Below are 21,275 nucleotides of genomic sequence, written 5' to 3' on the forward strand. Positions count from 1 at the left end.
TGGCTGGTCGTCCAGCAATAAATGAAGCGGATTGGGTCGTCCCAAACGCTATTTTATTTCTGTGTACTCATTTGGGTCATACGTGGAATTTTAGGTAAATCTTGTAGTGCAGGGTCGAGTTGTTCCTCTTGGTGATGTACCAACAGATCAACCCGATGCCGTAGTTTTTTAAATTCAGGCGAATGCATCAGCTCAATTGTTCGTGGGCGTGGTAAATTCACCTCGATAATCTCTTTGATCTCGCCTGGATTGGCTTTTAAGGCCACAATACGATCTGCCAATAAAATGGCTTCATCCATGTCATGCGTGACAAATAAAATAGTGATATCAATGTTTTGCCACAAGTCCATCAAGTGCTTTTGCATTTTTTGTCGGGTGTAGGGATCGAGCGCGCCAAAGGGTTCATCCATGAGTAAAATTTTGGGTTCATTGACCAAAGCACGGGCAATGGCGACACGCTGTTTCATCCCACCAGAAAGTTCATGTGGGAACTGATTTTCATATTTTTCTAAGCCAATAATATTAATCCACTCACGTGCCATTTCTTCGGCACGGGTTTGACTGATGCCTTTCATCAAAGGGCCAAACATCACATTTTCTTTAACAGTTTTCCATGGAAATAAGGTATAGCCTTGAAACACCATGCCACGTTCTGAACTTGGGCCTTTAATTTTTTGCCCTTCTACCAGAACCTCACCACTGTGGTAGTCATCTAGACCTGCAACCACACGACTTAATGTTGATTTTCCACAGCCAGAAGGACCAATCACACAGACAAACTCACGTTTATGAATACGTAAATCAATTTGGTTGAGCACCGTGCGCTCAGATGTGCCATGTTGAAAAATTTGCGTCAGTTGCTTGGTTTCCAACATCACTGGACGCGTATAAATATGCTCAAAATAGGCTTTGGTATCGAAATTATCCGTCATATTTATACTCCTTTTTTCCATTTAAACAGGGAGCTACCCAGTTTCATTAAAATCAAATCACACAACAGTCCAATCACCCCGATAATCAGGATGGCAGCATAGACATTATCAAAGTTCTGATAACGTGCTTGTTGGGTAATGAACCAAGTAATTCCTGAGGTGGCACCAATCAGTTCCGACACAATCAAATAGGTCCACGCCCAACCGAGCAAAACTCGTTGATCACGATAAATATCAGGTAGTGCCGCAGGAATCACCACATGAAACAGGCTTTTGAGCTTATTAGTACCTAGGGTATAGCCTGCTTCAACCAAACCGCGATCAACCATTCGAGTGGTATTGGCAATGATCAGAATTTGCTGAAATAAGGTACCAATCACGATAATGGCAATTTTCGGGGCATCATTAATGCCTAAAATCGCCACTGCTAATGCCCCAAAGGCAGGTGCTGGCAGGTAGCGAAAGAACTCGACAAAGGGTTCAGTCAGCTTGGAAATGGTATTGGAAAAGCCACACAGGATGCCCAATGGCACACCGATCAATGAAGAGATAAAAAACGCTGTAAATACAATCTTGATACTGTGCCATAGACTTTGATGCAACCACGGCGCATCTGCCTGTTGAGGAGGTGTGGTAAAAGAGGTAAATAAGGCCTTCGCCACTTGATGCGGTGCAGGCAAATAAATGGGATTGACCAGAATACCTGTAGGCGGTGTTTTGCCTTGATTGACGGCATCTTGTGCCTCTGCATAATAAGCCTGCTTATCTATTCGGGTGCCTGCCTGTAGATAAGTGGCTGAGCCTGCATTGATAATTTGAACTTGTGGATGCCACATAAAAGGTAGGTAACTGACACAGCTCCAGATCAGAATGGGAATTAGAAAGGACCCCAAACCCAAATAAAGCTTTTTCCTTTTTGACAATACTGAATGATGCATAGGTGCACACCCGTAGTAATACTAATTGAATAAAACGTAATACTAATTAGCAAGTTTGATGCCAGTACTGAGCTTAAAAGGGCAAATCATGATGAGTTGTTTTGCGTTGAGGATAGGATAGGCACTTTTCCATGCTTTTAACGGGTTTGTGCCTATCTGTAATCAAGTCTTTAATGCTTGAATCGATTCAGGTTATGGAATTTAATCAGCAGTTGATCAGGAGATTCAACCCACGCTGGGTCAGGCTGAATACAATCGATGGGACAGACAGCAAGACAGGTGGGTGCTGTGTAGAAACCGATGCATTCAGTGCAACGTTGTGGATCAATTTCATAGACTTTTGCACCTTCATTAATCGCTTGATTGGGGCATTCAGGTAAGCACATATCGCAATTGATACATGCATTGGTAATGATGAGTGCCATCTTAATCTGCCGAATAGGCCAAAGCCGCAGATCGTAACTCGGTTGTGGCATGGGGCAGATTACGAATCAACAGTGCATATTCAATATCGATGTCTGGGGAAAATGGAATTTCCACGATATGGCCTGAACCCTTGGCATTTTCAATGGCATTGCCTTTAAGATCACGCATCTGTTCCAAGTGAAAGTGGAGATTGCCTTTGGGTGTCATTAACTCAAGTGAATCACCAACCACAAAGCGGTTCTTTACCTCAATCCGAATATGGTCACCATTGCGTCCAATCACTTCACCGCAAAATTGTTGATAGTCAAAATGCGATGAACCATCGGTATAATTTTGATAATCGCTATGCACATGGCGGCGCAAGAAGCCTTCGGTATAACCACGATTGGCCAAACCTTCCAGTTGAGTCATTAGACTTGGGTCAAACACTCTGCCTGCGAGTGCATCATCAATGGCTTTGCGATAAATCTGTGCCGTACGGGCACAATAAAAATAAGATTTGGTTCGACCTTCAATCTTGAGCGAGGCCACACCGATCTGAGTTAGACGATCTACATGTTGCACCGCGCGTAAGTCTTTGGAGTTCATAAAATAAGTGCCATGCTCATCTTCTTCAGCGGCAAACATCTCTTCATCATTACGCTGCACCAAAACAGTTTGCGCCGTATCTGTCGTTTTTGATGGCTGTGAGCAACACTGCTGATGAGTAGCGATTTGCTGAACTGGAATCACGTCACCATTGGCGTCTTCTTGTGCTGCCTGGATTTTATAATCCCAACGACAGGCATTGGTACAGGCGCCTTGATTGGCATCGCGTTTATTCATATAGCCTGATAACAGACAACGGCCTGAATAGGCCATGCATAAGGCACCATGTACAAATACTTCCAGTTCAATTTCTGGGACATGGTTCTGGATTTCTGCAATTTCTTCCAGTGAGAGTTCTCGTGACAAGATCACCCGACTTAAACCATAGTCTTGCCAGAATTTTACCGTGGCCCAGTTAATGGCATTGGCTTGCACCGAGAGATGAATCTGCATCTCAGGAAAATGTTTACGTACCAGCATAATCAAACCGGGATCAGACATAATCAGCGCATCGGGCTGCATGGCAATAATCGGTTCAATGTCGCGGATAAAGTTTTTCAGTTTGCTGTTATGCGGCTGGATATTCACCACCACATAAAACTTTTTGCCTAAGGCATGGGCTTCATCAATCCCGATTTTTAAATTGTCATGGTCAAATTCATTGTTCCGGACGCGTAAGCTATAACGTGGTTGGCCTGCATAGACGGCATCAGCCCCATAAGCAAAGGCATAACGCATATTTTTAAGGGAACCGGCAGGAGAGAGTAATTCAGTATTCATGATGCAGCATAAAAGGCATATAAAAAATATGGGATTATTCTATTAAAGTTCAGAACATGGATTCAACCTAGTGTTTTGCTCAGGATTTTATTGGTGTTTAGGAAAGGCTGAAGCAATAAAAAGCACCCGAAGGTGCTTTTTAAATTAGTGATAACGATGCTTTCTTTTTTTCTTGTATTTTTTAGATTGCTGATTGTCATAATAACGGTCTTGACCGACTTTACGACCAAGTGCAGAACCGCCCGCAGCACCTGCAGCAGCACCGATATAACCACCCGTGCTACCACCGATGTTTTTACCAACAGTATAGCCACCGACGCCGCCTAGACCACCGCCAATAGCAGCTTCGGTACGAGTACGTTTGCTACTTGCAGCAGCAGCACCACCAGCACCACCGACAGCAGAACCAATCATTGCACCACTGTTTCCGCCAATTTCTTTACCAATTGCAGTACCTACAACACTACCAAGCGCAGATGTTGCTGCAACACGGGTTGCATTATCAGCATGAGCAGCAGTAATCAATGATGAGCTTGCAAATAGAGCAGCACATAACCAAGCATTTAATTTCATTTTTGACTCCGTGTCCGCAATTCATCGGACCTCTTTTTCATGGCTGCAAATGTAACAAAATTTGAGTATGAAAGTGTGGAGAAGCTTTTCTGAATTATTACTCTTTGGTGTCTGGATTGTAGTGTTTTGTTTCTTTAAATAGAGCAGAATGCGAGTTAAGTTCGATTAAACAATAAGATAGTCAATAAGTGCACAAAAACAATGAAACCTTATTTTAAGGTTCCATTCATTTTTTAATTAATCTAATTGATCATCTTTTATCGTTTGCTCATCAAGTTTGAGTTGACGCGGATTGAGTTCGGTTTGTAGGCGTAGATAGTTTAAGTCACGAATATTCTTTTGGGTTGCCACTACACCAAACAGACTCAATAGAAATGACATGATATAAAAGCCTTTTTCGCTCATACTGAGTTCGGCATTCCATAAGCTTATTAAAAGTAGTCCGATACATAGGGCCATTGAAGCCCAACAGAGTCCATAGTAAATCGCCGTGACGGGAATCTCTTCGAGTTGATCACGCACTGTTTTCTGTAACGATGCGGCGGAAAACAGTCCATAAAGTAAGATCACCAGATAATAACCTTTTTCATGCAAGGGCATATTGGTATTCCAGAGGCCGATCATAAAGCCGATGCCACCTGCAAGTAAGGCCACCCAGCTTGCAGCGATAAAGGCTGAAGTGGGACGGTTTATAAAATTATTCATAAATTATCCTATTGTTTTATCTTTCTATTTGTCCTTCATTATTTATATATAAGCCTTGATCAGAGAACAAGCACTGAGAACTAAAACTGAACAATTTGTGATGAAATGGGTGTGGAATGGTAAGTTCGCCAGTTTCTCTATGTCTTTTAAGCGGTGGAGTCTGTAAACTATGCGCAATTTTTTGATTTTGCTCGTGCTTCATCGGCACTGAGTCTTTAGATTTTGAGATATTCCGCCCATGAAAGCATCACTCCGTTTAAGACTCGATCAACTTTGTGATCGTCACGAAGAGCTGACTGCATTACTCGCTGATGTAGAAGTAATTTCGGACAATAAACGTTTTCGTAAACTGTCTCGTGAACATAATGATTTAACTGAAATCACCGAGGTTTGGAGCAAATATCGTCAAGCGGAAGAAGATATCGAAACGGCTGAAACGATGAAATCAGATCCTGATTTCAAAGATATGGCAGAAGAAGAAATCAAAGAAAATAAAGCACTATTGGCTGCGCTTGAAGAGCAGTTAAACGTGTTGATGATTCCGAAAGATCCAAATGACGCCAACGCAGCCTATCTTGAGGTGCGTGCTGGAACGGGCGGTGATGAGGCTGCGATCTTCTCAGGCGATTTATTCCGTATGTATAGCAAATACGCTGAAACACAAGGTTGGCGTATTGAAGTGCTTTCTGAAAATGAAGGCGAGCATGGCGGGTATAAAGAAATCATTTGCCGTATTGATGGCGAAGGCGTCTATGGTCGTTTGAAATTTGAGAGTGGTGCACACCGTGTACAACGTGTACCTGCGACTGAATCTCAAGGTCGTGTACACACCTCAGCATGTACCGTTGCGATTCTGCCTGAAGTGGATGTAGATACCACGGTAGAAATCAATCCAGCCGATTTACGTATTGATACTTATCGTGCATCTGGTGCAGGCGGTCAGCACATTAACAAAACTGATTCAGCGGTGCGTATTACCCATATTCCTTCGGGTGTCGTGGTGGAATGTCAGGAAGAACGTTCGCAACATAAGAACAAAGCCAAAGCGATGGCGTTGTTGGTCTCACGTTTAGAAAATGCCAAACGTGCAGCCGCTGATGCAGCAACTTCAGAAATGCGCCGTGATTTGGTCGGTTCTGGTGACCGTTCTGAGCGTATCCGTACCTACAACTATCCACAAGGTCGTATGACTGACCATCGTATCAACCTGACTTTATATAAGTTAGACGCGATTATGGAAGGTGATTTAACTGAATTGCTGGACAGCTTGCATCGTGAATATCAGGCGGATCAGTTGGCAATGCTTGCACAGGAAAATGGCGGCTAATGAATATTGCTCAAGCCTTAGAAATCAAAGGTGAAATTGATAGCTATGAACGTCAGGAGGCGGCATGGCTACTCGAACATCTTTTGGGTGTAAATAGTTTAGAACTCAAATTAAGACTTGAGCAAGAGTTGACTGAAATGCAGGAGCAGGCTTATTTGGATGGGCTGGCTCGAATTGAACAGGGTGAACCTCTGGCCTATGTCACAGGTTCACAACCATTTTGGACCCTCGATTTAAAAGTTACCCATGACACTTTGGTGCCGCGTCCAGACACTGAAATTTTGGTCGAAACAGTGTTAAAACTGCCACTTGATGCAAAGGCCAATATTGTCGATTTAGGTACAGGCACAGGTGCGATTGCTTTAGCGCTCGCAAGTGAACGCGCTCAATGGCAAGTGACGGCAACTGATATCTATGCGCCGACTTTAGAGGTAGCGCAGGACAATGCGGTTCGACATGGTCTCATGCAGGTGAAGTTTGCCTGTGGTGCTTGGTTTGAGGCTTTAGAGCAACAACAGTTTGATCTGATTGTATCGAATCCGCCGTATATTGATCCTGAAGATGTGCATATGCAAAAGCTCCAGTCTGAACCTGAACGTGCCTTAACAGCAGATAAGCAAGGCATGGCGGATATTGAGATCATTATCACTCAAGGCAGTGATTGGCTTAAACCAAGTGGCTGGATTGTGCTTGAACATGGCTATGACCAAGGCCAAGCAGTAAGAGATATTTTTGAGCAACAAGGTTTTGAGCAGATCCAGACCATTCAGGACTATGGTGGCAATGATCGTGTCAGTCTAGGACGAAAGCCCGTTTAATCTTCAATATATTGCTGTACTGCATCGGCTAATCGGTTGTCACCTTGTTGTTGCAGTCCACTTACAACCCCTAGTGCATCTACTTTATCTCGATTTTGGCTCAGCTTAAACTTGCCTGTGATGCGTGAAATCTGAATTTCAATGCCCACAATCCCTTGTAGTTCCTGAGCAATATACTCGCTTGGCGCATCCGACATTTTCCATGGCGTTGCTTGTTTGGCTTCATGAGTCCGTGTCAGTTTAGCCAAAATGCCACGTAGGGCTTTTTCATCATGTAAGAAATGAATGCTGCCTTTGACATGAACCACTTGATAGTTCCATGTCGGCACATGTTGATGGTGTTGCTGCTTGCTCGGATACCAGTTTGGTGAAATATAAGCTTGCTCCCCCTGAAAAATAATAAGAACTTCAGCGCCGTTTTCAATTTGTGTATGCAGCGGATTATTCTTGGCAATATGTGCAACCAGTGTTGCTGTTTTATTTTGCTCATCACGCAATAAATGAAAGGGTAAATGATTGGCTTCCAAGCCTTCAGCACTATGGCTAATTAAAGTCGCAAAAGGATAGTCCTGAATCAATTGATAGAGTTTCTCAAGATCTGTTTCTTCAAATATTTTAGGTAAATACATTTAAATAAATCCTTGAAAAGCAAATGGAATGCTCCGCGTTATTTCCTTATCTCAAGCAATCGGTCGAGAGAGCGAAAACTGAGCTCATCATACGTTGATTAGAGTCTTTTGTCCTACTGATTTAACGGCCAGTGTGATGATGAATTTTACTGTGTAGCGGATTGCTTTAAGACGGTTTTGCTAAAAATTGCATCAGTTCTTTTTTCACCCTGTTCGGTTGTTCCCAAGGGGTCCAGTGTCCGCAATCCTCTAGCTCAATCACCTGTGGATTTGGAATCAAGGTTTTATAACGAAGCGCCATATGTTGCCCAGAATTTGGATCATTTTTACCATTGATCAGTAACATGGGGATTGGGCTCTTGATCATGGCATTTACCAGCCGATCACGGTGTTTAAATCGGTCAAAAATGGATTGATTTAAACTGACCATGATTTTTTTGCCTTGATTAAAGTTGAGTTGTGCATACCATTGTTTTAATTCTTCAGTGCTGGGTTGATGGTTTGCATCAAACATTTGTCGCATCGATTTTGAAAAAACAGGTAGTGAAATAAGTAGCACAATTAAATGACCTAAAAAAGAAGCCATTAATTTTTGAATTAAACGCGGGCGATATGCTTCTGCAAACAAACTGCCATTCATAAAAACACTAGATTGAATTGCGAACTTCAACGTTCCTTGCAGTTGTCGATCCAATAACTCCTGAATGATGCCCACACCTAAATCGTGTCCGATTAAATGAACTTTTTCTAAATTTAAGTGTTCGATTAATGCAATGCATTGATTGGCATGGTCTTGAAACGAATAGGGATAGGGTGTTGGCTTATCTGAAAATCCGAGGCCTAATAAATCAATCGCAACAAGTTGATATTGCTCTGAGAGCGTATCCCAGATTTTTGACCAATCATAAGAACTAGTAGGATAGCCATGAATGAGAAATAACGTGTCAGCTCCAGCTTTGTTTGAATACTGATAAAAAATATTAAAATTATGAAAAGAAAAATATTTTCCAGTCTTATGCCAACTTTGCAGAGTGTGATACATTTTTAATCTCTTTTTATTAAACTTACACTGTAAGGTAAATTACAAGGTAATTATTTTTATGTCAAATACCACTCATCAGAAGGCGAAAACCAAGGGGAGTTTGTCAAAAGAATTTATTGTGAAAACATCAATTGCGCTGATTGAAGAGATTGGTGTGGAAAAATTTAGTTTGCGTAAACTGGCAGAAAGACTGAATTGTGAGCCGATGAGTATTTATTATCATCTCAAAAATAAAGAGCAGATTTTTGATGAAATTGTCGATTTTCTGATTATAACGATTCAATTCGAAAATAAAGAAGGAACGATCAAACAACAGCTGATTTCGATCGCACAACAATGGCGTTCCCTAGCAAAGCGCTATCCAAACTTCTTTCCTGTGTTGGCAATTCATCAACTAAATACCCATGTTGGTAGTCAGTTTATGAATCAACTTTTAGCGATTTTTAAAGATGCAGGCTTATCCATTCAACAGGGCAGCTATTTTCTCAGAATTTTGAATTATTATTTAATTGGCGCAGGCATTGACGAAGCAAAAGGCTATCAATTGGGCAATTCAGCGCTTGAGCCAATCAATCCCGAGCAACGATCAGAGCACTATCCTTTATTGGCACAGGCCATGCCGTATTGGACAGCTCCGCATTATGATGAGATTTTTAATCTCGGTTTAGACATGCTGTTAGTGAAAATCCTGCCCAATGGATAAAATGAACTATGTGTCGTCTATGGTGCGTTTTAAGCTTTTGCTGCGATAAGTACCCGGACTGACCCCCGTCCATTTCTTAAAGGCACGATGGAACGCACTTGGATCATGGAAATGCAGATCATCACTGATATTTTGAATTGAATCATTACTTTTGCTTAGTCGTTCAATCGCGATATCACAGCGAATGTCATTTTTGAGTTGCTGATAACTGACACCTTCCTGCTTTAAGCGACGCTGAATGGTGGCGGTTGACATATTCAGTTGCTGTGCAATCTCTTTCAACTCATCCCACTGCGATGGCGGTTGTAACAGCAATTGGCGGCGGATTTGCAAGCTTAACGAGTTCTCATTCTTAAAGCGTACGATCAGGTTATAAGGTGTGTGCCGTAGAAAATCATTGAGCGCCTGTTTATCTTTCTTTATTTTATGCTTGAGATAATGGGCATCAAACTCGATTTGGTTTTGCTCGGCATTAAATTGAATATCTTCGCAAAAACGCACCCGATAATCTTGTAGTTCCACAGGTGGATGGCATCGAAAACTCATTTTATGAAAGCCAATACGCTGATCACTCAACCAGCACATCAAACTATGCACCAGCATCAGATAGGTTGAATAAGTGAACATCCGTTTGGGATGCTCACGATCGTGCACGATCAGATAAGCCTTGGAACCGCGTTGTACCAATTCACCGTGAATATCATCGAGTACCAGACTCAAGAATTTTAAAATCTCATGAATGGCTTGCTCTAAGGTTTCGGCATTGAAGGCTAATTTTGCCAATAGGCGATAACTGCCTCGGCGCATGGGATGGCGATCCATGCCCAAAAACTCATCATTCATGCTTTCTGCAAGTTCGACCCATAACTGCGCACATTGTGTCACGGGCACACGCGCTTTGGATGAGGTCAGTAATTCTGCTGAAATGCCTGCACGATTGGCGATATTGACAATATTTAAACCACGACTTGCGGCGACACTCAACGCTTCACGAATCAAAGCATTTGAAATGGTGTCCTTAGCTGAATTAAGATCAAAGTTTAGGTTTTTATTCATATATCAATAAAATACAGGAGAGTAATTAGATCGAATGCTCAAAAGTTGCATTAAATTTGCTACTTTTTGAAATTGTATCGGAAAAAAGTTGCCTTTAGGCTTAGTGATAAAAATTTATATCTTTAATTTGATAGGAAACGTAAATGAAAATTCAGGGAAAACATTTTGTTATTACAGGTGGCGGTTCAGGTTTAGGTGCAGCAACAGCGGAATACTTGGTTGAAAAGGGCGCTTCGGTCACGTTGGTCGATATGAATGTCGATGCTGGAGAACAACAAGCGCAAGCCTTGGGGGCAGCAGCAGAATTTGTAAAACTGGATGTGACGGATGAAGCTGCGGCAGAACAGTTCTTTAAAGATGTATTGGTGAAACATGGCAGCGTATATGGTCTGATCAATTGTGCCGGCATTGGCCCCTCTGCAAAAGTAGTGGGTAAGGAAGGCGTACATGATTTGGCGATGTTTTCTAAAACCTTACAGATCAATGTAACAGGGACATTTAATATGCTGCGTTTTGCAGCAGATGCCATGAGCAAGAATATCGTTGCAGAAGGTGATGAAGATCGAGGCGTGATTGTGAATACTGCTTCAGTGGCAGCCTTTGATGGGCAGATTGGACAAGCGGCCTATTCAGCATCAAAAGGCGCTGTGGTGGCAATGACCTTACCGATTGCCCGAGAACTGGCTCGCCATGCGATCCGTGTCATGACCATTGCCCCAGGGATTATGGAAACCCCAATGCTGAAGGGTTTACCACAGAACGTGCAAGATGCTTTAGGGCAAATGGTGCCTTATCCATCGCGTTTAGGTCGACCAGAAGAATTTGCGCGTTTAGTGGCACATATTGCTGAAAACTCCTATCTCAATGGTGAAGTGATCCGTTTAGATGGTGCGATTCGTATGGCGCCGAAATAAGTTAAGCTTTTATTCAAACGCCGTTGTGGAGAGCATTTCATAACGGTTTTTTATACTTTTGTGTTTACGCTATTGGATATTGTTTCTAGAGCAATTTCGATTTAAGGTCGAAGAATAATAAAAATGATTCAACAAGAAGGAATAGACCGATGAAACCCATGATTTCTTCATCCATTGCATTGGCACTGACTTTAACTGGCTGTGTCGGTAATATGAACCCGACAGGTGGCAACTCAAGACCAAATTATCCGTATTACGTCACACAACAACCGATGCTGGTTAAAAAAATCCATGTTCCAGCTGGCACCATTTTGACCTATGAAGAACAGCTTTTTAAAAAGGGAAAGCAGTCTGAGATCATGTCAGAAAGTAAATTGACAGATATTTTGCTACCTAAAGATCAAACCATTGATTGGGGTGGTGTGCCTGTCACCATGATCTCCCAGTTTTTTAATTCATCCATGCGGGGCTATTCTGTACATGCCGACTTTAAAAAATTGGATGCAAATAAACGAACCAGATTTTCTCAGCTATGGCAGAGTTGTGATGACGAGCTAGGAATTAGCATCAAGGATCGAAAAGATTGGTCATTTAATAAAGCCAATATTGCTGATGTGCAAAGCTGTAGTACCAACTATCAGCGTTATTTTAAGAAAATTGAATCGCAGCAGCAATTCTTGGATCTTATGTACAGTGAGTTGATGAAAGTCAATGATCACTAAAAAGGCAAAGTCTATTTGACCTTGCCTGATATCAAAGACTATTTAGCCTTAACTTCATCGCCAATTAAATAGAATGTCCCACCTGCAATGTAATGCAGGCTACGCAACTCTTTGCTGGTTTCCTGAAAATGCCAATGTCCATCGCGAAATACGCGTGAATCAGCCCAAGCACCGATCACGGAGCCGATAAATAAATCGTGCGCCTGTTGATTATGGGGTTCTGGAATCACTTTACAGATCAGCCAAGCCAGACTGCCTGCTACCAGTGGGACCGGGAAATCATCTTGGTAAAACAATTCAGTTTTGCACTCTTCTAATTTGTTTGGATGCTCAAACTGACTGATCGTTCCGAGTTGATGCACCAGATCAATCTGTGCATAGCAGGGAACTTGTAAGGCAAAATAACCACTTTGCTCGACCAGTTGACGGGTTTTGGTGCTTTTATCTAAGACTACAGTGACTTTTGCAGGTGTTAATTCCAAAGCACAGGCCCAAGCTGCTGCCATGACATTGCGTTCTTGTCCGTATTGAGCAGAAACCAAAACTGTCGGGCCGTGATTTAATAAGCGATAGGCTTTGGAAAGTTCAACAGCCTTTATTTCCGAGTGGCGCATACAACATCCAAAAGGTGGGAATATCCTGTCATTGTTACACAAACTTCCGCAAAACTTTATTCAATTTCCCAACGTTTACAGGCACGATTAAAACTGCAAGTGGACAGCATCCAATTTTTAAGCCAGCTCATCGTCAGAACTTAAAACAAACAGTGGAGATGATTTAAAAATGTGCATTCATCGGAATCTTTTCGATCAATCATAATTTTGGCATGAATTGTTATGATTTTGGCACAAATTGTTTTAGTCTAAAAATCACATAAAATTGTGGAGGAGTATTATTTTTGCCAGTCGTTTGTATGCTCGGAATGATTCCAGATACGAAGAAAAAGACTAAATCTCTGTAATAAAAATCAAAAATGCTAGGAGCAAAAACGTGAAGAAAAAATATTTAAATGTCATGGCGTTGATGGCAGGCATGGTGGTGAGCAGCGGATCTGTGGTACACGCGGGTTTGTTTGATTTTTTTGCACCAAAGGCATCATGGCAAAACTGTAATGTGAACTCTTGTTCAGTCGGCGGTAGCACCAGTGTTACATCAAGTTATGCGAAAACCAAGTATCCAATTCTATTGGCGCATGGGATGGCAGGTTTCTCTGCTGTAGGTCCTTTGCAATACTGGAATGGAATTACTGAAGACTTGGTCGGTAATGGTGCGAATGTCTTCGTTGCACAGCAAGCTTCGTTTAATTCTTCGGAAGTACGCGGTGAGCAACTATTGCTACAGGCAAAACAAGTCTTGGCAATTACAGGTGCAGAGAAAATTAACTTAATTGGCCATAGTCATGGCTCTCAATCGGTCCGTTATGTTGCCAGCTTGTTGCCGAACAAAGTTGCGTCAGTCACAGCAATCGGTGGTCCAACCAAAGGTTCAGATGTGGCAGATGTGGTCGATTCAGTGGTTAAATCACCTGCAGGTCCAGTCTTGGCACCTGTGATCGCAGCAGGGGTCAATGCCTTCTTCTCGTTAGTGGGTATTGGTTCAGGGCACTATTATGATCAAGATGCGATTGCAGGCTTAAACTCATTAACCACCAGTGGTTCAGCCAATTTTAACCAACGTTTCCCAGCAGCTGTACCAACCACTGCATGTGGTTCGGGTACTGAACTGGTGAATGGCGTGCGTTATTATTCTTGGAGTGGAACTAGTCCATTTACCAATGCATTAGATCCAATGGACTATGCATTAACTGCAACATCGTTACTGATTTCTGGAGAAAATGATGGCTTGGTACCGCGTTGTTCGAGCCATTTGGGTACAGTAATCCGTGACAATTATGCATTTAACCATTTGGATGAAGTCAATCAAATCCTCGGTTTGGTTGGATTCTTACAGAACCCGGTCACCCCTTATCGGACTCAGGCAAATCGTCTGAAAAATCTAGGCTTATAATTCATTGATGACAGGGGCAATCCGTTGCTCCTGTCATGTTTAACGGTTCAAACAAAGAAAGAATGATAAATAGAGCAAGGGATTATGAACGGTAAATTTTTGAATAATAAAACCATCAGTTTAGTTTTGATTGTATGTTTATTGCTCTTGTTGGCTTTAATCTATTGGATATTTAAACCAGATGCTCAAAATACACCGCATGAGCCAAACCAACAGGCTCAATCGCAACTTACAGAAAATGGCTTGGAAGCCAACGCGCAAAATAATCAAAAAGGCAAAATGCCAGAATTGGCTGCTTCATTGCGCGGTACAGAAATTGATTGTCCAATTCAGGTCGATGCCAATGGTAAATTAATTTTAACGGTTGGTATTCGCAGTTGTTTCGATTATTTCTTTTCCAGTTTGGGTGAGAAAACCGAAACAGAATTAGTTGCTGATATCCGACAGTACCTTACTGCGACTTTACCTGACACAGCTTCGAGTTATGCCAGTTATCTGTTAGATCAATATGTAGCCTATAGTCATGCCTTAAAAAATATAAAACCAACGGGCAACTTTAAGACGGGCGATATTGATGGGTATCAGAAAGTGATTGATCAGATGTATAAAATACAGCAGCAGTTTTTTAATGCAGCCGAGATTAATGCCTTATTTGGTAATGAACGTAACCTGAATCAGTTCAATATTGATCAAATGCGTATTCATGCCAATAAAACCCTGACCGCTCAGCAAAAGGCAGCTGAATTGGCGAAATTGATTGATCAGCTTCCTAGTACACTAGCCGATGGCGTTCGGGTTTCGATGCAGTTTTCTGAATTGCAGCAATTAACTCAAGAGGTACGGGAAAAGGGTGGTTCTGCACAAGAGCTTCGGAATATGCGTGAAAGTTTATTAGGGCCTGAAGCGGCGGATCGTTTGGAAAAGGTCGATCAAGAAGAAGCAGGATGGCAAACACAGGTCAACGGTTACTTGGCCGCACGTGATCAGATTTTAAAGAGTGACGCCACAGATGCTAGTAAGCAGCAGTCGATTAATCAGTTGCGTAATCAATCCTTTGGAACTAAAGAAGATTTATTAAGAGCGCAGTCTTATGAAATGATGCATGATCGGAAGTAGTACTTAGTTTGATTCAATATGCTGTTTTAAACGGTTTTGTAGAAATGCTAATTTTGGATAATTGGCATTTCGAGTACAAAAGATGTTTTAGATCCGACAATCATCTTCCATTCTTCTATCACCTAAAGATTCATCTAACATCTTTTTAAAAACTTTTTGCTTTGTTTCAACCCAAGTGTAAGTTTTTGAGTGATCAATGTTAGGTGGGAAGTCATTCCGGTGGGCAAGTAAGAAGTTGTTTGCCCAACAAAATTGATTGATTTTACCAATGGTTAGGTTATTTTCTATTTTATATTTCCCGCCAATTTCCTCTTCAAATTGACGGATAACATCGATTTTTACTATGGTAGATTTTAAGAGCTCCCATGTAACAGAATCTAGTTTCTTAGTTGTCGCTTTTAGATATACATTAGAATCTATAAGCAACATTTTAATTGCACCTGAATTTCCGTTTATTAGAGCTTCTCTAAAATCATCTTCGGATAGTTTGTTGGAACAAGCCGTGAAAAGAATAATAACTACAATACTAGAGACTAAATTTTTTATCATATTCAAGATTGATTTAGATCCGACAATCATTATCCATTCTTCTATCACCTAAGGATTCGTCTAACATTTTTTTGAAAACTTTTTGCTTTTTTTCAACCCAATTATATGTGTCTACATCATCTAGATTTCGTGGTAATTCTTTTCTATGTTTTATTAGAAAGTTATTTATCCAACAAAACTGATTTGCATTACCCACAGTAAACGTATCTTCTAATAGGTATGCACCTTTACTTTCTTCTTCGTAACTTTTGAGTACTGCCATTTTATCTAATGTAGAAAATAATAATGCTAGAGTAATGGCATCTAAATCTTTCGCTGTGGCTTTTCTATATACCTCTGAATCAGTTAAAAGCATTCCAGCAGCACCAATACCACCTGATTTTAAATCCTGTTTAACATTAGAGGAGTTCGTGCATCCACTTAATAAGCCAATACATAAACAGAGACTAACGGTTAAATTTTCTTTCATAGCCAGCTTCTTGGATACATTGAGAGAGTCTTCTTTAGAACTTAGATTCGGCAATCATTTTCCATTTTTTTATTGTCCATCTTGATGTCTATAGCCTGTTTGAAGCGTTTCTGCTTAGCTTCAATCCACCGATATGTATCTGTATCATCCAAATTTGGTGGTAATTCTTTTCTGTGTGCTAATAGAAAATTATTAATCCAGCAGAAATCATTTACATTACCAAGAGTTAGCGTATCTTCAATCGTGTATCCATTTCCGATTTCTTGTTCATACCTTTTAAGTACTGCCATTTTATCTAGGGTTGACATTAATAATGATGCAGTCACTGTATCAAGCTTCCTCGTTGTAGCTTTCCTATATACAGCAGAATCTAGTAAAACTATATTCACAGCCCCTTTACTACTAGATTTCAGAATTTCATCGACAGAAGGATTGTTTGTACAACCTGTAAGAAGTGAAAGATAGATAGCTATACTAGTGATTTTTTTCAAACGCAGCCCTTTCAACATTAATTGGATCTCCCTTGTAAACACCTTGCGATTTTAAAATATCAATCATTTTAGGGTTGTAGTCTTGCTTAAATACTTGTTTAAACATTTCTCTATTGATGTGTAATGGTCCTCCATTTCTCTGTAATGAGGATAGCTCACTGACAGCATCTGTTACGTTCAATTTTTTTATTGTTTTCTTTAAGGAGTTTAAATTGGTTAACGCGCTTTTTCCTTGGGAAAAAGGGTCTAAATTTCTAAGTTCAAGTAAATCACCAATAGCGAACGCACTTAGAAATCTGACTTTAAATGCAGTCTGTTCAAACTCAGCGACGATCTTGGCAGCTTCTTTAATGGAATGTTTTAAAACATATTGATGAAATCTAATATACATTTGAGTATGAAAACCCAAATCTGCTAATTGGCTATCAGGATATTGCTTGGTATCCCATTCCATCCCAAAGCGGATAGCCATGAGTAATTCAATCCTGTTTTTTACACGTCCCCATTGATCGACATTCATCATAAAGTTGTAGGGGCGAGCCATACCGTAATTACGTGCTTTTATATACGGATTACATAAAGGTTCAGTCATCACACAGACCTTTTGTTCATTCGGAAAAGCATCCCATGCAGGGGAATCAGTGAATAAATACCGGTTATAAGGATTGTTTAAATTGTCATTCATTTTATTATTCCCATGATTGCATCGGTTGAGATAAGTCAAAGGTAGTTAAGTCCACTTCCTGTGCTTCTTTGCCTGTTTCAATTAATGCTGTATATCCATTTTCATCAGTAAAGCCTTCAACTGTTTTGCCATCAGGGCTGACAAGCTTAAAATACTGCTCACTTAAAGGTTGACCTGTACTGCGGTCAAGCAATTGGAATTTAACTCCATAATCATCCAGATCATTCGCCAGTAAACGATCCTGTACTAGATTTGAATTGGTTTGAGTCGAGCTGCTTCCTGTCGAAGCAGCATTATCGCCAACGACTAAATTTTGCATGGGGAGCAACCTGCATCCACACGATAACGCATCATTTGCTCTTGCTGCCGCTTTTCCCAAAATTTGCATATGCGGATCACCCGTAATGATCGTTGCAACAGTGTTATGTTTGGGACAGGTGGCTTTATCTCCTACACAGGCAATCGCACGACCATCGACTAAAAAAATACTATTGCCAGAAATCACTTGACCACCACCTGTGGTCGGACAACCAATGACGATATAAGGCGTTGCCATAATTATTGTATCCCTGTATTTAATTTTTATGAGGGGCAGAATAGCAAGCAATTTTAAATGAAATGTAAGTTTTTATAATATGATTTTTTAGTTTAACTTTAAAAACATTGAGCCTTGATAGTATGGGTCATATTTTGAAGTTAATTTGATTAAGTGATTGATTTTACATAGTTACAAAAGAATAATAAATATCAGCTATGCTAAGCCGTTATGTATATAAATTCTCTTTGAGAAAGAATAAGTCCTTTCCTCCAAGCAGACATCGACTTAAAATCAGCAATACCCTTGATGATAAAGAAGCAAGTCACGTGTCAGACCATTTAGAAAACGAATTTGAGCTAAGCAATGAGGAAATGCATCTCTATAGTCGTCAGATTTTATTAGATGGTTGGGATATCGAAGCACAAGAAAAACTAAAACTCGCCAATGTGTTGATTATCGGTGCAGGCGGAATCGGCTGTACCAGTGCCGAGCTGTTGGCACGTGCAGGTGTAGGGAAAATTACCATTGTTGATGCCGATACGATTGAAATGAGTAATCTACAAAGACAAATTGCCTTTACGACAAATGATTTAGGTCGATACAAAGCAGAAATATTGGCAAAGCATCTACAAGACATTAATCCGCATATACAGGTCAGTTATCAAAATATACGATTTGATGAAACGAATGCTGATGAACTTGTACAGCATCAAGATGTAGTCTTAGATGGTTGTGATAACTTTACAACTCGTTATCTGGTTAATGCTGTATGTAGAAAACATCAAGTGCCTCTGATTAGTGCGTCAGCAATAGGTTTTGAAGGGCAGATGTTTATGGTAGATGCTGATTCAGCCTGTTATGAATGCCTGTTTCCGAAAGAAGATCATGCCAATGAAGGGCTGCGTTGTACGGAGTCAGGCGTATTAGCCACCACTCCTGTAATGATAGCGTCATTACAAGCACATCACACATTGCTATTTTTAGGCTTAGGTTTGACTCCACTCAAGCAAAAACTATTGCTTTGGAATGGCTTAAATTTAACGCAACGTATTCTTAAATTTGAAAAAGATATAAATTGTCCAGTTTGTCAGGCAACTTGATCGGTAAATTGAGCAAAATTTGCTAAACTAATGCCATCTGTGAGGCAAGAAAGATTATGAAAAGAAATATTTTATTCGATGGATTACGCTCTGTTGCACGTATTGGTGAAACAGTGGTGGTTGCAGCACAAGCAGGTGTGAAGTATGCAACTGAAAAACCAAGCAACGCCAAACTGATGCGTGAGACCTTTGAGTCGCTTGGTTCGACTTATATTAAACTGGGTCAATTTATTGCCAGTACGCCGTCTTTATTCCCACGTGAATACGTTCAGGAATTCCAAGGCTGTTTAGATCAAACGCCAACCTTACCGTTTAGCTATATTAAAAAAGTATTGGCTGAAGAGTTTGAAGGACGCAATCTCAATGAAATTTTCAGTTTCATTGATGAAAAACCTTTGGCTTCAGCCTCAATTGCGCAAGTCCACGCCGCTCGATTAGTTACGGGTGAAGATGTGGTGTTAAAGGTGCAAAAGCCGGGTGTTGAAACCATTTTATATACCGACTTAAATGTGGTGCATTGGGCGACAAAGTTACTTGAAAGAGCTGTTCCAAAAATCAAGTTTGCCTCGTTGTCTGAAATCGTAGATGAGATCAAAACACGTATGGTACGTGAAGTTGATTTTATTGAAGAAGCTCAGAATCTGGATGACTTTATTCAGTACTTGAATGTTTCAGGCAATCAAGCGGCAACTGCACCAAAAGTTTATCACCAGTTTTCAACGCGCCGTGTACTCACTATGCAGCGTTTATATGGGGTGTCATTGACTGACTTTGATGTGGTCAAACAATATGCCAAAGACCCAACACAGGTCTTGATTACTGCCATGAATACTTGGTTTGGCAGTTTAATGCTGTGCAAGAGTTTCCATGCCGATTTACACGCAGGCAATCTGATGCTGCTAGAAGATGGTCGTATTGGCTTTATTGATTTCGGTATTGTTGGTCAGTTAAACCCTGAAGTTTGGACAGCATGTATGGCGTTTATGGATGCCTTACAGCAAACCAATTACAACGCCATGGCTGAGAACATGCTGAAAATGGGTATGACCCATCAGAAAATTGATACTCAAGTCTTGGCTGATGACTTAGAGCGGTTATTTAGTGGTGTGTTACTGGCAGATCCACAAGAAATTCTCAGTTCTAATCCAGCAGATTTAAATGACATCATGATGGATATGGTGGCAGTGGGTGAGCGTCACGGTATTAAATTCCCGCGTGACTTCGCTTTGTTATTCAAGCAAATGCTATATTTTGATCGTTTCATGCGTGTTCTCGCACCATATACCGATATTTATGCTGACCAACGTTTAAAAATGGTTCACAATATTGAACCTGCTTCGTTTTTAAAGCATTAATTTATTTATCGGTTCATTAGGTCATTATGGATGCCATTATAATTGAAGGGTTGAAGGTTGATACCGTGGTTGGTTGTTTCAACTGGGAACGCCAAATTATTCAACCTTTAATGCTAGATCTCACCATTCATAATGATCTAACGCAAGCTGCACAATCAGATGAGCTAGAAGATACGCTCAACTATGCGCAAATCTGCGAGCTTGCAGCTCAGGTGATTCAACAAGCCCAACCCAAATTGATCGAGCATGCCGCACAATTGGTGCTTGAATGTCTATTTAACACCTTTCCTTCGATTGAATCGATCAGTATCACCATTCGCAAACCCGCCATCATTGCACAAGCCAATGCAGTAGGAATTCGCCTTGAACGCAACAGAAACAATTTTTGCGCTCGCACTGGCGAGTAATCTCCAGCAACAACAAAATTTCACTTTTGCTTATCAACAAATCGCAAGTTTGGGTGTAGTGGAGTTTTCGCCAATTTATGAAATTCCTTGTCGGGATGGAATTGGTGCCGATTATTGGAATTCTGCCTGCTTATTAAAAAGTCGACTCAGTCTTGCTGAAATGATTGAAATCCTGAAAAAACTAGAAGCACAATCTGGTCGAGTTCGTCCATCACATCAGATCAGTTTGGATGTTGATGTGATTGCATGGGGTGAAACTTTAGAGCATATGCAATTTAATCCAAAAAAGTTACCATTGGCTTTGGATGTCAAAATTCCTTTATATGATTTGTGGCAGCATGCAGATTTGGCTGATCTCCAAAATACAGGCTATCCTGTCATTACAATGTAATGCTTTTGCTAGGT

26 protein-coding genes are annotated in these 21,275 nt (G+C 40.8%); 11 read left to right on the plus strand and 15 right to left on the minus strand.

Annotated elements, in window-relative coordinates; all coding sequences use genetic code 11:
• Positions 1 to 53: 53 nt before the first annotated feature.
• The 6 genes from F907_RS08775 to yiaA all read right to left on the minus strand — a co-directional run bounded on the left by F907_RS08775 (position 54) and on the right by yiaA (position 4,942).
• The gene (locus F907_RS08775) at positions 54 to 932 is read right to left on the minus strand and encodes an ABC transporter ATP-binding protein (protein WP_016652233.1); all 879 of its coding nucleotides are present in this window, start codon (positions 930 to 932) and stop codon (positions 54 to 56) included.
• Positions 933 to 934: 2 nt separating this feature from the next.
• Positions 935 to 1,870, minus strand: coding sequence for an ABC transporter permease (locus tag F907_RS08770; protein ID WP_016652234.1), 936 nt, complete (start codon positions 1,868 to 1,870; stop codon positions 935 to 937).
• A gap of 170 nt (positions 1,871 to 2,040) precedes the next feature.
• Positions 2,041 to 2,295 carry a YfhL family 4Fe-4S dicluster ferredoxin gene (locus F907_RS0118025; RefSeq protein ID WP_032862083.1) on the minus strand — a complete coding sequence of 85 codons (255 nt, stop codon included), beginning with the start codon at positions 2,293 to 2,295 and terminating at the stop codon, positions 2,041 to 2,043.
• A gap of 1 nt (position 2,296) precedes the next feature.
• Entirely contained in the window at positions 2,297 to 3,664 is a 1,368-nt protein-coding gene (gene trhP / locus F907_RS08765; RefSeq protein ID WP_016652235.1) for a prephenate-dependent tRNA uridine(34) hydroxylase TrhP, read from the minus strand.
• Positions 3,665 to 3,808: 144 nt separating this feature from the next.
• Entirely contained in the window at positions 3,809 to 4,237 is a 429-nt protein-coding gene (locus F907_RS08760; RefSeq protein WP_016652236.1) for a glycine zipper domain-containing protein, read from the minus strand.
• A gap of 237 nt (positions 4,238 to 4,474) precedes the next feature.
• Positions 4,475 to 4,942 carry an inner membrane protein YiaA gene (yiaA, locus tag F907_RS08755; RefSeq protein WP_005274727.1) on the minus strand — a complete coding sequence of 156 codons (468 nt, stop codon included), beginning with the start codon at positions 4,940 to 4,942 and terminating at the stop codon, positions 4,475 to 4,477.
• Between the two features lie 238 nt (positions 4,943 to 5,180).
• Between yiaA and prfA the strand changes: the two genes are divergently transcribed.
• Together prfA and prmC are read left to right on the plus strand one after the other, a co-directional pair.
• Complete coding sequence (gene prfA, locus F907_RS08750; protein ID WP_016652237.1) at positions 5,181 to 6,269, plus strand: peptide chain release factor 1; 1,089 nt, start codon at positions 5,181 to 5,183, stop codon at positions 6,267 to 6,269.
• Entirely contained in the window at positions 6,269 to 7,087 is an 819-nt protein-coding gene (prmC, locus tag F907_RS08745) for a peptide chain release factor N(5)-glutamine methyltransferase (protein ID WP_016652238.1), read from the plus strand. The genes prfA and prmC overlap by 1 nt, the downstream gene beginning before the upstream one ends.
• Here the strand turns inward: prmC and F907_RS08740 are convergent.
• Together F907_RS08740 and F907_RS08735 are read right to left on the minus strand one after the other, a co-directional pair.
• On the minus strand, positions 7,084 to 7,716 hold the full coding sequence (locus F907_RS08740; protein ID WP_016652239.1) for an FMN-binding negative transcriptional regulator: 633 nt from the start codon (positions 7,714 to 7,716) through the stop codon (positions 7,084 to 7,086). The two genes, prmC and F907_RS08740, sit on opposite strands and share 4 nt — an antisense overlap.
• Positions 7,717 to 7,882: 166 nt before the next feature.
• The gene (locus tag F907_RS08735; protein ID WP_016652240.1) at positions 7,883 to 8,758 is read right to left on the minus strand and encodes an alpha/beta fold hydrolase; all 876 of its coding nucleotides are present in this window, start codon (positions 8,756 to 8,758) and stop codon (positions 7,883 to 7,885) included.
• Between the two features lie 58 nt (positions 8,759 to 8,816).
• Here F907_RS08735 and F907_RS08730 point away from each other — a divergent pair, with 58 nt between their 5' ends.
• Positions 8,817 to 9,461 (plus strand): TetR/AcrR family transcriptional regulator, encoded by a 645-nt coding sequence (locus F907_RS08730; RefSeq protein ID WP_016652241.1) that lies wholly within the window; start codon positions 8,817 to 8,819, stop codon positions 9,459 to 9,461.
• A gap of 6 nt (positions 9,462 to 9,467) precedes the next feature.
• Here F907_RS08730 and F907_RS08725 read toward each other — a convergent pair whose 3' ends face one another.
• A complete protein-coding gene (locus F907_RS08725; protein ID WP_016652242.1) occupies positions 9,468 to 10,517 on the minus strand; it encodes an AraC family transcriptional regulator in 1,050 nt (349 codons plus the stop codon).
• A gap of 143 nt (positions 10,518 to 10,660) precedes the next feature.
• Between F907_RS08725 and F907_RS08720 the strand changes: the two genes are divergently transcribed.
• Complete coding sequence (locus F907_RS08720; protein ID WP_016652243.1) at positions 10,661 to 11,431, plus strand: SDR family NAD(P)-dependent oxidoreductase; 771 nt, start codon at positions 10,661 to 10,663, stop codon at positions 11,429 to 11,431.
• 149 nt (positions 11,432 to 11,580) lie between these two features.
• Positions 11,581 to 12,153 (plus strand): hypothetical protein, encoded by a 573-nt coding sequence (locus tag F907_RS08715; RefSeq protein WP_016652244.1) that lies wholly within the window; start codon positions 11,581 to 11,583, stop codon positions 12,151 to 12,153.
• Positions 12,154 to 12,191: 38 nt separating this feature from the next.
• On the opposite strand, the gene F907_RS08710 is transcribed toward F907_RS08715, so the two are convergent.
• The gene (locus F907_RS08710) at positions 12,192 to 12,767 is read right to left on the minus strand and encodes a flavin reductase family protein (protein WP_016652245.1); all 576 of its coding nucleotides are present in this window, start codon (positions 12,765 to 12,767) and stop codon (positions 12,192 to 12,194) included.
• A 376-nt stretch (positions 12,768 to 13,143) separates the two neighbouring features.
• Between F907_RS08710 and F907_RS08705 the strand changes: the two genes are divergently transcribed.
• Together F907_RS08705 and F907_RS08700 are read left to right on the plus strand one after the other, a co-directional pair.
• Positions 13,144 to 14,160 carry a lipase family alpha/beta hydrolase gene (locus F907_RS08705; protein ID WP_016652246.1) on the plus strand — a complete coding sequence of 339 codons (1,017 nt, stop codon included), beginning with the start codon at positions 13,144 to 13,146 and terminating at the stop codon, positions 14,158 to 14,160.
• A gap of 84 nt (positions 14,161 to 14,244) precedes the next feature.
• Positions 14,245 to 15,276 carry a lipase secretion chaperone gene (locus tag F907_RS08700; protein ID WP_016652247.1) on the plus strand — a complete coding sequence of 344 codons (1,032 nt, stop codon included), beginning with the start codon at positions 14,245 to 14,247 and terminating at the stop codon, positions 15,274 to 15,276.
• A gap of 87 nt (positions 15,277 to 15,363) precedes the next feature.
• Here the strand turns inward: F907_RS08700 and F907_RS0118030 are convergent, their stop codons facing one another.
• From F907_RS0118030 to F907_RS08680, 5 genes are read right to left on the minus strand one after another with little or no spacing between them, the layout of a single operon-like run.
• A complete protein-coding gene (locus tag F907_RS0118030) occupies positions 15,364 to 15,855 on the minus strand; it encodes a hypothetical protein (RefSeq protein ID WP_228129555.1) in 492 nt (163 codons plus the stop codon).
• Complete coding sequence (locus F907_RS08695) at positions 15,839 to 16,294, minus strand: hypothetical protein (RefSeq protein WP_016652249.1); 456 nt, start codon at positions 16,292 to 16,294, stop codon at positions 15,839 to 15,841. Before F907_RS08695 ends, F907_RS0118030 begins: the two co-directional genes overlap by 17 nt.
• A gap of 41 nt (positions 16,295 to 16,335) precedes the next feature.
• Entirely contained in the window at positions 16,336 to 16,803 is a 468-nt protein-coding gene (locus F907_RS08690; protein ID WP_016652250.1) for a hypothetical protein, read from the minus strand.
• A complete protein-coding gene (locus F907_RS08685; RefSeq protein ID WP_016652251.1) occupies positions 16,769 to 17,470 on the minus strand; it encodes a hypothetical protein in 702 nt (233 codons plus the stop codon). Before F907_RS08685 ends, F907_RS08690 begins: the two co-directional genes overlap by 35 nt.
• 4 nt (positions 17,471 to 17,474) lie before the next feature.
• Positions 17,475 to 18,026 carry a PAAR domain-containing protein gene (locus tag F907_RS08680; protein WP_016652252.1) on the minus strand — a complete coding sequence of 184 codons (552 nt, stop codon included), beginning with the start codon at positions 18,024 to 18,026 and terminating at the stop codon, positions 17,475 to 17,477.
• A gap of 353 nt (positions 18,027 to 18,379) precedes the next feature.
• Between F907_RS08680 and F907_RS08675 the strand changes: the two genes are divergently transcribed.
• The 4 genes from F907_RS08675 to F907_RS08660 are packed head-to-tail and all read left to right on the plus strand — an operon-like array spanning position 18,380 to position 21,261.
• Positions 18,380 to 19,108: a HesA/MoeB/ThiF family protein gene (locus F907_RS08675; protein WP_373279061.1), complete on the plus strand. Its 729-nt coding sequence runs from the start codon at positions 18,380 to 18,382 to the stop codon at positions 19,106 to 19,108.
• 56 nt (positions 19,109 to 19,164) lie between these two features.
• Positions 19,165 to 20,463: an ABC1 kinase family protein gene (locus F907_RS08670; protein ID WP_016652254.1), complete on the plus strand. Its 1,299-nt coding sequence runs from the start codon at positions 19,165 to 19,167 to the stop codon at positions 20,461 to 20,463.
• A 26-nt stretch (positions 20,464 to 20,489) separates the two neighbouring features.
• Positions 20,490 to 20,870 (plus strand): dihydroneopterin aldolase, encoded by a 381-nt coding sequence (gene folB, locus F907_RS08665; RefSeq protein ID WP_005274765.1) that lies wholly within the window; start codon positions 20,490 to 20,492, stop codon positions 20,868 to 20,870.
• Positions 20,827 to 21,261 (plus strand): 2-amino-4-hydroxy-6-hydroxymethyldihydropteridine diphosphokinase, encoded by a 435-nt coding sequence (locus F907_RS08660; RefSeq protein ID WP_005274775.1) that lies wholly within the window; start codon positions 20,827 to 20,829, stop codon positions 21,259 to 21,261. Before folB ends, F907_RS08660 begins: the two co-directional genes overlap by 44 nt.
• Positions 21,262 to 21,275 lie beyond the last annotated feature (14 nt).

The sequence above is a fragment of the Acinetobacter colistiniresistens genome (genome assembly GCF_000413935.1).
Classification (GTDB): domain Bacteria; phylum Pseudomonadota; class Gammaproteobacteria; order Pseudomonadales; family Moraxellaceae; genus Acinetobacter; species Acinetobacter colistiniresistens.